The 14,132-nt window shown below is 64.2% G+C and carries 12 protein-coding genes; 3 read left to right on the top strand and 9 right to left on the bottom strand.

Annotated elements, in window-relative coordinates:
- Positions 1–459, top strand: coding sequence for a PaaI family thioesterase (locus ACYQ0G_RS02125; protein ID WP_460098737.1), 459 nt, complete (start codon positions 1–3; stop codon positions 457–459).
- A complete protein-coding gene (gene zapE / locus ACYQ0G_RS02120) occupies positions 456–1,571 on the top strand; it encodes a cell division protein ZapE (RefSeq protein WP_460098735.1) in 1,116 nt (371 codons plus the stop codon). The genes ACYQ0G_RS02125 and zapE overlap by 4 nt, the downstream gene beginning before the upstream one ends.
- Here zapE and ACYQ0G_RS02115 read toward each other — a convergent pair.
- The 3 genes from ACYQ0G_RS02115 to ACYQ0G_RS02105 all read right to left on the bottom strand — a co-directional run bounded on the left by ACYQ0G_RS02115 (position 1,568) and on the right by ACYQ0G_RS02105 (position 5,598).
- The gene (locus ACYQ0G_RS02115) at positions 1,568–2,773 is read right to left on the bottom strand and encodes an ExeA family protein (RefSeq protein ID WP_460098734.1); all 1,206 of its coding nucleotides are present in this window, start codon (positions 2,771–2,773) and stop codon (positions 1,568–1,570) included. The two genes, zapE and ACYQ0G_RS02115, sit on opposite strands and share 4 nt — an antisense overlap.
- A 72-nt stretch (positions 2,774–2,845) precedes the next feature.
- Positions 2,846–4,072, bottom strand: a complete 1,227-nt coding sequence (locus tag ACYQ0G_RS02110) for a pyridoxal-dependent decarboxylase, exosortase A system-associated (protein WP_460098733.1) — start codon at positions 4,070–4,072, stop codon at positions 2,846–2,848.
- Positions 4,069–5,598, bottom strand: a complete 1,530-nt coding sequence (locus ACYQ0G_RS02105; RefSeq protein ID WP_460098731.1) for an acyl-CoA ligase (AMP-forming), exosortase A system-associated — start codon at positions 5,596–5,598, stop codon at positions 4,069–4,071. The genes ACYQ0G_RS02110 and ACYQ0G_RS02105 overlap by 4 nt, the downstream gene beginning before the upstream one ends.
- 123 nt (positions 5,599–5,721) lie before the next feature.
- Between ACYQ0G_RS02105 and ACYQ0G_RS02100 the strand changes: the two genes are divergently transcribed.
- Positions 5,722–6,024 (top strand): acyl carrier protein, encoded by a 303-nt coding sequence (locus ACYQ0G_RS02100; protein ID WP_460098729.1) that lies wholly within the window; start codon positions 5,722–5,724, stop codon positions 6,022–6,024.
- Between the two features lie 3 nt (positions 6,025–6,027).
- On the opposite strand, the gene ACYQ0G_RS02095 is transcribed toward ACYQ0G_RS02100, so the two are convergent.
- The 6 genes from ACYQ0G_RS02095 to ACYQ0G_RS02070 all read right to left on the bottom strand — a co-directional run bounded on the left by ACYQ0G_RS02095 (position 6,028) and on the right by ACYQ0G_RS02070 (position 14,074).
- Complete coding sequence (locus tag ACYQ0G_RS02095; protein WP_460098727.1) at positions 6,028–7,224, bottom strand: class I SAM-dependent RNA methyltransferase; 1,197 nt, start codon at positions 7,222–7,224, stop codon at positions 6,028–6,030.
- Positions 7,221–8,609 carry an NAD(P)H-hydrate epimerase gene (locus ACYQ0G_RS02090; protein ID WP_460098726.1) on the bottom strand — a complete coding sequence of 463 codons (1,389 nt, stop codon included), beginning with the start codon at positions 8,607–8,609 and terminating at the stop codon, positions 7,221–7,223. The genes ACYQ0G_RS02095 and ACYQ0G_RS02090 overlap by 4 nt, the downstream gene beginning before the upstream one ends.
- Positions 8,610–8,647: 38 nt before the next feature.
- Positions 8,648–10,504, bottom strand: a complete 1,857-nt coding sequence (gene ilvD / locus ACYQ0G_RS02085) for a dihydroxy-acid dehydratase (protein ID WP_460098725.1) — start codon at positions 10,502–10,504, stop codon at positions 8,648–8,650.
- Between the two features lie 93 nt (positions 10,505–10,597).
- Complete coding sequence (locus ACYQ0G_RS02080) at positions 10,598–11,323, bottom strand: N-formylglutamate amidohydrolase (protein ID WP_460100580.1); 726 nt, start codon at positions 11,321–11,323, stop codon at positions 10,598–10,600.
- On the bottom strand, positions 11,323–12,135 hold the full coding sequence (locus tag ACYQ0G_RS02075) for a 4-(cytidine 5'-diphospho)-2-C-methyl-D-erythritol kinase (RefSeq protein ID WP_460098723.1): 813 nt from the start codon (positions 12,133–12,135) through the stop codon (positions 11,323–11,325). The genes ACYQ0G_RS02080 and ACYQ0G_RS02075 overlap by 1 nt, the downstream gene beginning before the upstream one ends.
- Positions 12,136–12,427: 292 nt before the next feature.
- Positions 12,428–14,074, bottom strand: coding sequence for an electron transfer flavoprotein-ubiquinone oxidoreductase (locus tag ACYQ0G_RS02070; RefSeq protein WP_460098721.1), 1,647 nt, complete (start codon positions 14,072–14,074; stop codon positions 12,428–12,430).
- Positions 14,075–14,132 lie beyond the last annotated feature (58 nt).

The following is a 14,132-nucleotide window of genomic DNA, read 5'->3' as shown; positions in this document are numbered from 1 at the left end:
GTGCTGCCAAGCGAGGTTTTCGAACACGGACCCGATCCGGACAATGCCGGCTGGCGTCACTGGAACCTGAAGGACGACACGCTGTTCAACAGCGCGGTGATGGGCAAGCTCATCACCCGCATCGATGAGGACGGCCGGCATTCGCGCCTGCGGATGTTTCCCGAGCGCCGCCATCAGAATTTGCAGGGCATCATTCACGGTGCCGTGACCCTGTCGCTGATCGATATCTCGCTTTTCACCACCATGCACACGCTGGGCAGTGGCAATGCCGGCCCTTCGGTCACGCTGGAACTCGCGACCCAATTCACCGGCGCCGGCCAACCGGACAGGCCGCTCGACGCAGTCACCGAAATCGTCCGCGAAACCGGGAGTCTCGTGTTCGTTCGCGGGACCGTCGAACAAGAGGAACATGTAGTGGCATCCTTTTCCGGCATCGTGAAAAAGATGCGCGCCAGATGACCGGCATGCTCGCACGATACGAAAAGCCGGTGGCGGCGGGCGAATTGCGCTCCGATCCGGACCAGCGGCGCGCGGCGGAGCGGCTGGACCGCCTGCAAAAGGATCTGGAAGCCGAAAGCTCGGGCGGATTGCTCAGCCAGCTGTTCCGGCCCAAGAAGACGCGGCCACAGGGCGTGTACATGTGGGGCGGCGTGGGGCGCGGCAAATCCATGCTGATGGATCTGTTCGTCGAAACGCTCGGCATCACAGAAAAGCGGCGCGCCCATTTTCATGAATTCATGCTCGAAGTGGATCGCCTGATCCGTGACGAGCGCAAGAAGGAAGCCGGCGATCCGATCGCACCGGTCGCGGCCCGGCTGGCTGCCGATGTGCGCTGCCTCGCCTTTGACGAGATGGTGGTGAACAATACTGCCGATGCGGCGATCATGGCCCGGCTGTTCACCGCGCTTATCTGCGATCAGGGCGTCACCGTAGTGACCACCAGCAACCGCCCGCCCGCCGATCTGTACAAGGACGGGCTGAACCGCTCGCTTTTCCTGCCTTTCATCGATCTGGTGCAGGCGGAACTGGACGTCGTGCCGCTGAACGGGCCGACCGACTACCGGCGCGACCGGTTGGGCGATATCGACAGCTGGCATACGCCCTTGGGCGACGAGGCGACCGCACAGGTTCGCGAGGCCTTCTTTCGCCTCACCGACTATGCACCTGAAGATGCGGCCAATGTGCCCAGCGGCGAAATCGATCTGGGCGGCGGGCGCAGCCTCCATGCCCCCAAGAGCCTCAAGGGTGTCGGCGTTTTCAGCTTCAAGCGGCTATGCGGCGAAAATCGCGGCGCGGCGGATTATCTCGCCCTCGCCCACGCTTTCCACACGGTGATCGTGGTCGGCATTCCGCGCCTTTCGCCGGAAAACCGCAATGAGGCGATCCGCTTCACCAAGCTGGTCGATGCGCTATACGAAAACAGCGTGAAGCTGTTCGCCACCGCGGCGGCCGAGCCCGAAGATCTCTACACCTCGGGCGACGGCGCCTTCGAATTCGAACGCACCGTCAGCCGGTTGAAGGAAATGCAGAGCGAAGACTATATGGCCCGTGGCCACGGCGTCTCCGCTTAGGCAGCGTCGCGGTCGCGCGCGGCGTTGTTCTCGAAATAGTTGATCATCATCGTCAGGACCTGCCGCAGTGTGCGTTCCTGATCGTCGAGCCGCGCTTCGAGCGATGCCAGCCTCTGCACCGTGTCCGAATCCGTGGCGGCGGCGGGCATCCCCCTCGCCACCTGCGCCAGTTCCTCGCGCAGCGATGAAATTTCGTTGTCGCGCTCGTAGAAGGCCCGTTCGATCGCTTCAATCTGCGCGTCGAGCAGCGCGCCGCTGTCAGCCGCTTCGTGCTGCTGCGGCTGGTCTTGCTGCATTTCGCTTTCCTGTTCGGGTTCGGGTTCGGCGCGGCGGTAGGCTTGCGTATCCTCGGAGACGAGGTTCATAGCGCTGGTAGGCGGTGTCTCTGCGACCCGGCCGTTGATTTCATCGAGCACCGCGCGCAGCGTGTCCTCGGCGATCACTTCGCGCTGTTCCATCGCGCCTTTCATCAGCACGCGCGACATGATGCGGTTGACCAGGCGCGGAATACCCCGGCTCTCGCGATGGATCAGGCGCCACACATCGCCCTGAAAGCGCGGGCACAGCTTGTAACCGACATGTTCGAGACGATGCATGACGTAGGGTTCGATCTCGTCGGGCTGCATCGCTTCGAGATGATGCGTCGCGATTACGCGCTGGCGCAATTGTTCGAGCTGGTCCCATTCGGTCAGCAGCTGGCGGAATTCCGGCTGGCCGAGCAGCAGCATCTGCAACAGCGGCTGCGCGCCCAGATGGAAATTGGACAGCATGCGCAATTCTTCGAGGGCGCCCACGGTCAGGTTCTGCGCCTCGTCCACCACCAACAGCACCTTGCGCCCGGCACGGGCTTCGTCCTGCAGGAAGTTTTCGATCTCGGCGAGCGCGCTGGCCTTGTCGGAAGTATCGACCTGAAGGCCGAAGCTGTGCGCGGCCATGCCGATCATCTCGTCGCTGCCCAGCGCGCTGGTCACCACTTCGCCGACGGTCACGCTGTTCCAGTCGAGCCGGTTGCGCAGATGGCCCACCAGCGTCGACTTGCCCGCGCCCACCTCGCCGGTGATCACGATGAAGCCTTCGCCCTGGCTCAGGCCATAGCCCAGATAGCTCAGCGCCTTCTTGTGCGTCGCGCTTTCGAAATAGAACGACGGATCGGGCGTAAGCTGGAATGGCCGCTCACTGAAACCGTAGAAATCCTCGTACATTTTTGCCCTGCAAATCCTCTTGGTGCACCCCTGCTCTAGAGACCAGATATGCCTAAAAGGTTGATAGAAACCTCACACCAGCATTTCTTCCGCCGGACCCTGTCCGAGGAAAGCCGATGGCGAAGCGCTGGCACCATAGGCACCGGCGCAGAACACCGCCACCAGATCGCCTACATCGGCATGGGGCAGATGCGCCTTGTCCGCGAGGCGGTCTAGCGGGGTGCACAGGCAACCCACAACATTCGCCTCCTCGCTCGGCTCGGCCATGAATTGCCCGGCGATTGCCAGCGGATAATTACGGCGCACGACCGTTCCGAAATTGCCCGAGGCGGCGAGCTGGTGGTGAAGGCCGCCATCGGTCACGAGATAGGTCTCGCCATGGCTGATCTTGCGGTCGACGATGCGGGTGAGATACACTCCCGCCTCGCCGACGATGTACCGGCCGAGTTCGATGAACAGTTCCGCATTTACAAGCGTTTGCGGAAGTTTTTGAAACTTGCCCTCAAGTGCCTGCCCGACCTTGCGCACGTCCAGCGGCGTATCGCCATTGAAATAGGAAATACCGAAACCGCCTCCCATGTTGAGCTTCGGTAGATCCACCCCGGCCTCGCTGGCCAGACGGTCGGCAAGGTCCACCACATTGGCCTGCGTCTCGATCAGCGCATCGGCATCGAGCGCCTGGCTGCCGGTGAAGATATGCAGGCCGCGCCACTCGCACCCCGCAGCGATGATCTCACGCGCGAGCGCGGGCACCCGCTCGGCATCGACGCCGAAGGGTTTCGCCCCGCCGCCCATCTTCATGCCGGAACCCTTGAGCTCGAAATCCGAATTGACGCGAATGGCGAGACGCGGGGTCTTGCCCACCCGCTCGGCGATTGTCAGCGCACGGCGCGCCTCGTTCTCGCTCTCCAGGTTCAGCGTAACCCCGGCCTCCACCGCAGCTTGCAGTTCCTCGTCACGCTTGCCCGGCCCGGCAAAGCTGACGCGGCTGCCGTCAATCCCCAGCGCCTGCACCATGTCGAGTTCACCGCCCGATGCGATATCCAGCCCGTCGACCAAGCCCGCGACATGGTCCAGAAGGGGCGCAAGGCTGTTGGCCTTTATCGCATAATTGATCTTCAGCCGGTCGGGCATAGCCGATCGCAGCAGCGCGATGCGCTCCTCGATCATGGATCGCGAATAGACGAACAGGGGCGTGCGGCCCGCTTCTGCCACCAGATCGCTGGCCTTGCGGCCCGAAATTGCAAGTTCTCCGTCTATGGCCTCGAAGCCTGCGGGAATAGGACCTAGCGGCTTCATGCGGCGATCTCCTGCGCCAGAGCGGTACGGTCGATCTTGCCATTGGGGTTCAGCGGCATGTGCGCGCGCCAGTGAATGCGGTGCGGTTGCATGAAATTGGGCAGTTCCTTTGCAAGTGCCCTTGGCAGCAGGTCTTCGGCGCCGGGCGCATCGAGCGAGGCCCGGACGACCAGATGGATCGCCTGCCCCAACCGTTCGTCGGCAACGCCCAGCGCCACCGCTTCCGCCACCAGCCCCGTGGCAAGCGCGGCGCTTTCGATTTCCTGCGGGCTGATGCGGTTGCCGCTGCTCTTGATCATCGCATCGCGGCGGCCAACGAAATAGAGCAGACCGTCCTCGTCGCGCATGACCCGGTCACCCGACCAGACGGCCAATCCACCATAGCGCGATGCCGCGGGCGCTGGCCGGAACCGCTCCGCCGTCCGATCGGCATCCTGCCAGTAGCCTTGCGCCACCAGCGGGCCGCAATGGACCAGTTCGCCTTCCTCGCCCGCGCCGCAAAGGTCCCCATCGTCATTGACGACGAGGATTTCGGCGAAGGGAATGGCCCGGCCCATGGATGTGGGATGATCCGCCACCAGCGCCGGATCGAGATAGGTCGAACGAAATGCCTCGGTCAGGCCATACATGGGAAATATCTTTGTTTCCGGTAGGGTATTCCGCAAAGCCGAGATTATCTCTGAAGTCAGCGCACCGCCGCTATTGGTCACGCGCCGCAGCGACGCCACAGCGTCTTCCGGCCAATCCACCTCGGTCAGCTGCACCCACAGGGGCGGGACTGCCGCCAGTGTCGTAATGCCGTGGCCGGCGCAGGCCTTCGGGACATCGCGCGGGAAAAGATAGTCGAGCGGCACCACAGATCCGCCTGCATACCAGGTGGATAGCAGCTGGCTCTGCCCGTAATCGAAGCTCAGCGGCAGTACGGCCAGCGTCACATCGTCAGCCGCCAGCCCCAGATAATGCGCCACCGAAACGGCGCCCAGCCACATATTGGCATGGCTCAGCATGACGCCCTTCGGCTTGCCGGTCGAACCGCTGGTATAGAGAATGGCGGCAAGATCGTCCGGATCATGGGAGGATGGCGCAAGCTCCAGCCCGGCCTCCTCGGCCGACGACCAGGCGCGCTCTTCGTCCATGGTCTCGCATCCGCCCGCAAGGTCCTGGTCCTCGAGAGTGGCAATCCGCGCCTTCGTGCCGATCAGCAGCTTGGCGCCGCTGTCGCCAACAATATGCGCGACCTGCGCGCGCTTGAGCAGCGGATTGACCGGCACATGGACCATCCCGGCGCGCGCGGCGGCAAGCGGCAGCAGGCAGGTCAGTTCGCCCTTGGCCGCCCAGCTCGCGACCCGGTCGCCCTTGGCCAGCTTCGTCTCCAGCCAGCCCGCCAGCAGGGCCACCCGCCCCGCCAGATCGGCATGGCTGAGCGTGCGATCCTTCAGCACCAGCGCAGGCGCATCGCGCGCCCCGCGCTCTGCCAAGTGGTCCAGCGGCTTGGGCCGGTCGTCTAGGTCTGGGATATCGGACATTGCGCGCCCGCTATCACTCTTACGCCGGCCGAGCGCAAGTGGCCCTTCTGCGCTCCCTTGCACACGATTGCACGCGCAGCTAAGGGCATGCCCGCCTAGGAGCTTGGGAAACCCGCCAGACATATGACCTCTCAGACTGCCACAGCCGATCCGACCGGCCCGAGCCGGAACGAGATCGACACACAGTTGCGTGCCATTCTGGTCGATGTGCTCGCGCTCGATGCAGCGCGCGTTGCCGATTTCGACGCCGATACCGGCCTGTTCGGCCATCTGCCCGAACTGGATTCGATGGCTGTCGCCACGCTCTTCACCGAAATGGAAGACCGCCTCGGCTTCGTGATCGAGGACGAGGACGTCGATGGCGAAATGCTGGAAACCTATGGCGGATTGCTGGCCTTTTCCGAAGCCAAGGCCGTCGAAGCCTAGGTGTCAGCGGGTGAAATAGCTGGTCAGCTCGACATGGGTCGACCAACGGAACTGGCCCACCGGGCGCAGTTTTTCGAGGCGGAAGCCCGCATCCACCAGAGTTTTCGCATCGCGCGCCCAGCTTGACGGGTTGCAGCTGATATAGGCCACGCGGCTTGCGCTGCTCTGCGCGATCTGCGCCACCTGTTCGCGCGCACCGGCGCGGGGCGGATCGAGCAGGATGGCGCCGAAGCGCGAGATTTCCTCTGCCGTCAGCGGGTTGCGGAACAGGTCGCGGTGCAGCGTGTGCACGGGAATGCCGCGCGCATTGGCCGCGCTCTTGCACGCCATAAAGGCATCGCGCGCCGCCTCTACCGCCAGCGCCTTGGCCGGGTTCGCCAGCGAGAAGGCAAAGGTGCCCAGCCCGGCGAACAGATCGGCAATCGTCGCCGCGCCTTCGAGAAAGGCCTTCGCATCTTCCACCAGCACCTGCTCCCCCTCAACCGTAGGCTGGAGGAAGGCGTTGGCAGGCAGGCCGACCGGGACATTGCCCAGAGTGATCGTCGCCGGTTCAGGCTCCCACACCGTCTCCACGCCATAGCCCTGATCGACGGCAAGCCGCGCCAGCTCATGCTCGCGCGCGAAATCGAGCAGAGCCTCGGTCGCCGCCAGCCCTTCGGCGACGAATCCCTTCAGCAGGCAGTCCACGCCGCGATCGGCCAGCGTCAGCGAGATATCGACCGGCCCCTTGCCCGCATGTGCGCCGATGAGCTTGCGCAAGGGCGCGACCAGCGCGAACAGGCGCGGGTCGAGAATATGGCATTCGCGCATGTCGACGATGCGATTGCTGCGCCCTTCCCTGAAACCCAGCACCGCGCCCTTGGCGGTGGACAGGGCATGGAGGCTGGCCCGGCGGCGCGACCGCGGGGGCGAAAGATGGGTCGGCAGCAATTCGCCCACCGCAATGTCCTGCGACTGCGCAGCGAAGGCGACCCTTTCGGTGACGAACTGGCGCAGCGCCTCGTCATCGGCATGCTGAAGCTGGCAGCCGCCGCAAGTGCCGAAATGGCGGCAGGGCGGTGTCTGGTGATGCGGTCCAGGCTCGATCGCGCCGCTCGCATCGATCCGGTCGCCAGTGACGGCCCCGGCAATATGCCGCCCGCTTTCGGTAACGCCATCGCCCTTCGCGGCGATGCGCAGGACGGTTTCCATCTCGCTCACAGGAAAGTCTCCAGCGCCGCTGCGGCCTTGTCGGCCAATTCGCTTGCGGTGAAGGCAGGTTTGTTCAGCCGTGCCGCCTCGTGGTGGATCCAGATCGCTTCCTCGCAGGCCGCAAATCCGTCGCCGCCATAGGCAAGGCGCGAGGCCGCCATGCCCGCCAGCACGTCGCCCGATCCGGCAACCGAGAGCCAGCTGGAACCGCGCGGGAAGAAGCGGACGCCGTGCTTGCCGACCAGCACAGTATCCGGCCCCTTGGCCAGCACCGTCATGCCCGTCGCCTCATGCAGGCCCTTCGCCCTGTCCAGCTTGGTATTGCCGCCGACATCGAATGCCTTGCACAGCGCCGCCAGTTCGCCCTCATGCGGCGTGACCACCAGCTGCTGCGTCGCGGCGCGCTCCAGCAATGCTGGCGTGAGCAAATGCAGCGCATCGGCGTCGAGAATGGCGGGATGGCGGATAGCGAGCGCCTGTTCGAGGCGCTGCCGCGAGGCATCGCTGCGCCCGAGGCCCGGGCCGATTAGGACGGCAGCGATGCGATCGTCGGCAAGGCCTTCGTCGAGAGGTCCATCCTCGATGACCAGATCGACCGGCGCGTCGGGGTGCGAATGATCGCTGAACAATTTCACATAGCCCGCGCCGCAGCACATGGCCGCCTCTGCCGCCAGGATGGGCGCGCCCGGCATCTCGCCCGCGATCACGGCGAGCAGCCCGCGCCGGTATTTATGCGCGTCGGCAGCCGGAGCCGACAGGCGCGGTGCCTGCGACAGGCTCGGCGCATCGCGGGTCGGGGATAAGCCGATATCGATCAACCGCTTGGTCCCCATGGCAGCCATGGCCGGCATCATGAAATGCGCGTGCTTCCAAGCGCCCAGCGCGAGAGTCAGATCGTAATCGACCGTCGGCCCCATCGCCTCGCCCGTATTGCTGCCGATGCTGCTGGGCACATCTACTGCGATCTTGAAGGCATTGGCGCTGTCCAGTTCCTTGAGCAGGACGGCAAAAGCGCCCTTCACTTCGCGCGACAGGCCATAACCGAACAGGCAGTCGACAATCACCGGCGCGTCTAACTCGCCCTCTTCCGCCACTTTGCCGCCGAACGCCTCGCGCGCCGTGCGGGCGGTTTCGCTCCCGGGCGGTTTGGGCGCGATGACGTGCACCGGATTGCCCTGGCTGCGCAGGAATTCCGCGATCACATAGCCGTCACCGCCATTGTTGCCGGGGCCGCACAACACGCAGACCGCCCTGCCCGCCGCCATGCGCGCGACCCATTGGCCTGCGCCCTGTCCGGCGCGCAGCATCAATTCCCATTCGCTGGTGCCGCTGTCCATTGCCGCCTGTTCGGCAGCGCGCATCTGGTCGACGGTGAGTATCGCTTCGCTAGGCATGCCGCGCGGCTGCCACGCCGCGGGGCGTTGGGCAAGGCCTAGCGGCGTTTGAGCTGCGAAACGTCGCGGATTGCGCCCCTGGCGGCAGAGGTGGTCATCGCGGCATAGGCTTCCAATGCCGGGCTGACCTTGCGTGGCCGCGGCGCCGTGGGGGCCCAGCCCGCATCACCCTTCGCATCCATATCGGCCCGCCGCCGTGCCAGTTCCTCATCGCTCACGGCGAGGTTGATCGTGCGGTTCGGGATCGAGATCTCAATTCTGTCGCCATTCTCGACCAGCCCGATCTCGCCGCCCTCGGCCGCTTCGGGCGAGACATGGCCGATCGACAGGCCCGACGTGCCGCCGGAAAAGCGCCCGTCGGTCAGCAGCGCGCAGGCCGCGCCCAACCCCTTCGATTTGAGATAGCTGGTGGGATAGAGCATCTCCTGCATCCCCGGTCCGCCGCGCGGCCCTTCGTAACGGATCACCACCACATCGCCTTCCACAACCTGCCCGGTGAGGATCGCGGTCACGGCATCGTCCTGGCTTTCGTAAACCTTGGCCGGGCCGGAGAAGGTGAGGATGCCTTCATCCACCCCGGCGGTCTTCACGATGCAGCCATCGCGCGCGATATTGCCATAGAGGACGGCTAGCCCGCCATCCTTGCTGAAGGCATGTTCCGCGCTGCGGATGACGCCGTGTTCGCGGTCGATGTCGAGGCTTTCCCAGCGCGCCGACTGGCTGAAGGCCGTCTGCGTCGGCACGCCGCCCGGGGCCGCGGCATAGAATTCGCGCACCATATTGTTCTGCGTGCGGCCAATGTCCCAATCGTCCAGCGCATCGCCCATGGTCGGGCTATGCACGGTGGGCAGCGCGGTGTGGAGCAGGCCTGCCTTCTCCAGCTCGCCCAGGATCGACATGATGCCGCCTGCCCGGTGCACGTCTTCCATGTGCACATCGTTTTTCGCCGGGGCGACCTTGGACAGGCACGGTACCTTGCGGCTCAGCCGGTCGATATCGGCCATGGTGAAATCGACCCCGGCCTCATGCGCTGCGGCGAGCAGGTGGAGCACGGTATTGGTCGATCCGCCCATGGCGATATCGAGGCTCATCGCGTTTTCGAATGCTTCGAATGTCGCAATGGAGCGGGGCAAGACGCCCTCTTCCTCTTCCTCGTAATAGCGGCGCGCCAGCGTCACCGCGAGGCGCCCTGCCCGTTCGAACAGGCCCTTGCGGTCGGCATGGGTGGCGAGCGTAGAGCCATTGCCCGGCAGCGACAGACCGAGCGCCTCGGTCAGGCAGTTCATCGAATTGGCGGTGAACATGCCCGAACAGCTGCCGCAGGTGGGGCAGGCGTTCTGTTCGATCGAGGTCACTTCCTCGTCGCTATAGCTTTCGTCGGCAGCGGCCACCATCGCATCCACGAGGTCGAGCGCCACTTCCTTGCCCTTCATCACCACCTTGCCCGCTTCCATCGGGCCGCCGGACACGAAGACGGTGGGGATGTTGATCCGCATGCTCGCCATCAGCATGCCGGGCGTGATCTTGTCGCAATTGGAGATGCACACCATCGCATCGGCGCAGTGGGCGTTGACCATATATTCGACGCTGTCGGCGATCAGATCGCGGCTGGGCAGCGAATAGAGCATGCCGTCATGCCCCATGGCGATGCCGTCATCCACCGCGATGGTATTGAATTCCTTGGCCACGCCGCCCGCCGCCTCGATCTCGCGCGCGACCAGCTGGCCCAGATCCTTGAGATGGACATGGCCCGGCACGAATTGCGTGAAGCTGTTGACCACGGCGATGATCGGCTTGCCGAAATCCTCGTCCTTCATGCCCGTGGCACGCCAGAGACCGCGCGCGCCCGCCATGTTGCGGCCGTGGGTGGTGGTGCGGGAACGGTAATGCGGCATGGCTGCTCTCTATCGGATCGAACGTCTCTAAAATCGAACGCCGAGCCTAGGCCAGCAATAGGCCTTAGCGAAACAGCTTTTGCTTGGGGGCGATCAAACTTCGAGTGCCACGCGGCCCAATACGTCTGCCAGCATCACGGCCCAGCGCGCCTGCCCTGCCTCGGTGGCGATCTGGTCCTGCCGGATTTCGACAGTGCAATAGGGGATGCCGTTGGCTTCGGCGTGGCGGTCCATCGTGGCGTTCAGCTGCTTGCCCGAATAAGGCTCGTTATCGCCCACGGTCAGCCCCTGTTCGCCGAACAGGCGGATGGCATGACGCGCGGCGCGATCGTCCTGATTGTACAGCAGGCCCACTTCCCACGGGCGCTGTTCGTCGCTCGTCGCAAGGCTGGGGGTGAAGCTGTGCAATGCGATGATCATGCGCGGTTTCACCCGCTCGATCAGCTTGCCCAGTTCATAGTGATAGGGGCGGTGAAACAGGTTCAGCCGCGCTTCGACATCCGCGCCGATATTGCCCGGGATCAGATGCCCGTCGCTTTCCGAAGGGACCACGGCGGCATCGTCTTCCGTGCGATGAAAGTCGCAGACCAGCCGGCTGACGCAGGCGATATGCGCGGGAATATCGTGGCGGCGGGCCAGCCGGTCGGCGATGCCTTCCACCCCGATATCGATCGCGATGTGTTGTTCCAGCAGGCGCGGATCGATACCCAGCTCGATCCCTTCGGGAACATGGTTCGATGCGTGATCGACCACGCATAACAGGCCACCGGGACGCGCGGCTTCCGCACCGACCTGGCGATACGGCAGATTGTCGATCATCATCGAAGATTACCCTTTAATTGCCACCAGCCGGAATGTTCGGCGGCGATGCGCGCGGCGGCTTCGTCACGCGCAGAATTGCTGTCGTAGAGCGCGAAGCAGGTCGCGCCGGAACCGGACATACGGGCGAGAAACGGCGAAGTTCCGCGCAGCGCGGCCAGCACTTGCGCGATTTCGGGCACCAGCGAGATGGCGGGCGCTTCCATGTCGTTGCGCCCCTCCAGGGCAATGGTGCGGCTGTCCCCTTCGGGCATGGCGCCGCGATCCTGACCGTCCCACGCCTTGAACACCGGACCGGTTGCCAGCGGAATGCGCGGATTGACCAGCAGGACGGGCGTTCCGGTAAGGCTTTCGTCGGCGGGTTCCAGCTCTGTCCCCGTTCCGCGGCCGATGCAGGTGCGGCTGTCGACACAGGCGGGCACATCCGCGCCCAGCTTGGCCGCACGTGCGCGCCAGTCGTCCGGCAGGCCGTGCAATTCGCGCACGATCCGGAAGATGGCGCCCGCATCGGCCGATCCCCCGCCCAGCCCCGCGGCCACGGGCAGGTTCTTCTCCAGCGTGATCTCCAGCCCTTGGCGCGGGGGCAGCGCAGTCAGCGCCTGCATCACGATATTGCCAAACGGATCGGTCAGCGCCCCGCCGAACTCGCCCAGCGTCGCCAGCCGGTCCTGCGCGGCAGGTTTTGCCGTGAGGGTATCGCCGGCATCGACGAAGGCGAACAGCGTTTCGAGTTCGTGATAGCCGTCGTCACGCCGCCGCCGCAGATGCAGCGCGAGATTGATCTTGGCGTAGGCGGTTTCAGAGACTGCCATCAGAAGATTCCATCGTCTTTGCGGGTGGAGCGATCATTGGCAGTCGGATGACGAACAAAGGCTGACACATATCCGGTTGACCGCCGCCTACCCACCATTTCACGTCATTGCGAGCGAAGCGAAGCAATCCATGGCGCGTCGCTTGCCTTCCTGTGGATTGCCGGGTGGCCTTTGGCCGTCTTCGACTCCGCTTCGCTCCTCGCAATGACAAGAAGGGCAATGAAAAGAGAGGTGCCGAGCGCACCTCTCATTCACCTTCATTAAGAACAAGTTCCCCCGTCCTCGTCACCCATCACATATTCGGATAGTTCGGCCCGCCGCCGCCTTCGGGGGTGGTCCACTCGATGTTCTGGTTCGGGTCCTTGATGTCGCAGGTCTTGCAGTGGATGCAGTTTTGCGAGTTGATCTGGAACTTGGGCTCCTGCCCTTCTTCCTCGATCCATTCATAGACGCCGGCCGGGCAATAGCGGGTCGATGGGCCGCCATAGACCTCCAGCTCGCTTTCCCGCTGCAATTCGCGGTCGCAGACCTTGAGGTGGTTCGGCTGGTTTTCCGCATGGTTGGTGTAGCTGAAGGCCACATTGGTCAGGCGGTCGAAGCTCAGCGTGCCATCGGGCTTGGGATATTTGATCGGCGTGAACAGATCCGCGCGTTCGAGCATCTCGTGGTCGCGGTGATGCTTCATCGTGATCGGCAGGCCGATCTTGAGCGAGCGCATCCACATGTCGATGCCGGCCAGAACGGTGCCCAGATCCTCGCCATATTTGGCGACGGCGGGCTGCGCGTTCTTTACCTTCTTCAGCTCGGTGGCGATCCAGCTGTCACGCACGGCGCTATCGTATTCCATCAGCTCGGTATGCTCGTGACCGGCGGCAATCGCGGCAGCGATGCTTTCGGCGGCGAGCATCCCGCTCTTCATCGCGGTATGCGTGCCCTTGATGCGCGGCACGTTCACGAAGCCCGCGGCACAGCCGATCAGCGCTCCGCCCGGGAAGGCCAGCTTCGGCACGGACTGCCAGCCGCCCTCGTTGATCACGCGCCCGCCGTAGGCTACGCGCTTGCCGCCTTCGAGCAGGGCGGCGATCTCGGGGTGGTGCTTCCAGCGCTGGAATTCCTGATAGGGCGAGACGTAGGGGTTCTTGTAATCGAGCGCGGTCACGAAGCCCAAAGCCACCTGCCCGTTTGCCTGGTGGTAGATGAAGCCGCCGCCCCAGGTGCCGGTTTCCGACAGGGGCCAGCCCTGCGTGTGCACGACCTTGCCCTGTTCGTGCTTGGCCGGGTCGATGTCCCACAGTTCCTTGACGCCAAGGCCATAGACCTGCGGTTCGCAATCGGCCTCCAGGTCGAACTGCGCCTTCATCTTCTTGGTCAGATTGCCGCGCGCGCCTTCTGCGAAGAGCGTGTATTTCGCGTGGATTTCCATGCCCGGCTGGTAATCGGGCTTGTGGCTGCCGTCTTCGGCGATGCCCATGTCCTGCGTGACCACGCCGGTCACTGCACCCTTGTCGTCAAACAATATCTCGGCGGCGGGGAAGCCGGGGAAGACCATCACGCCCAGCCCTTCGGCCTGTTCGGCCAGCCAGCGGCAGGTATTGCCGAGCGAGGCGGTGTAATTGCCCTCATTGCTCATGAAGGGGGGCAGCAGGAATTCGGGCATGTCCGACTTGCCGGTTTCCGACATCACCCAGTGGTGGTTCTCGGTCACCGGGGTTTCGGCCAGCGGGCAATCCATCGTGCGCCATTCGGGGAACAGCTCGTCCATGGCCTTGGGATCGACCACCGCGCCCGACAGGATGTGCGCGCCGATTTCGCTGCCCTTTTCCAGCACGACGACCTCGATATCCTCGTTGATCTGTTTCAGCCGGATCGCCGCCGAAAGGCCGGCCGGGCCGCCGCCGATGATGACGACGTCGCAGGGCATCGATTCGCGTTCGCTCATGTCTCTCTCTTTTCGTCGCTTAAACTTTGTCATTGCCTTGATTGCTGGGCGGTTTGAG

It is taken from the genome of Qipengyuania triglochinis (assembly GCF_054655615.1).
This window is presented reverse-complemented; position numbering and strand designations above follow the sequence as displayed.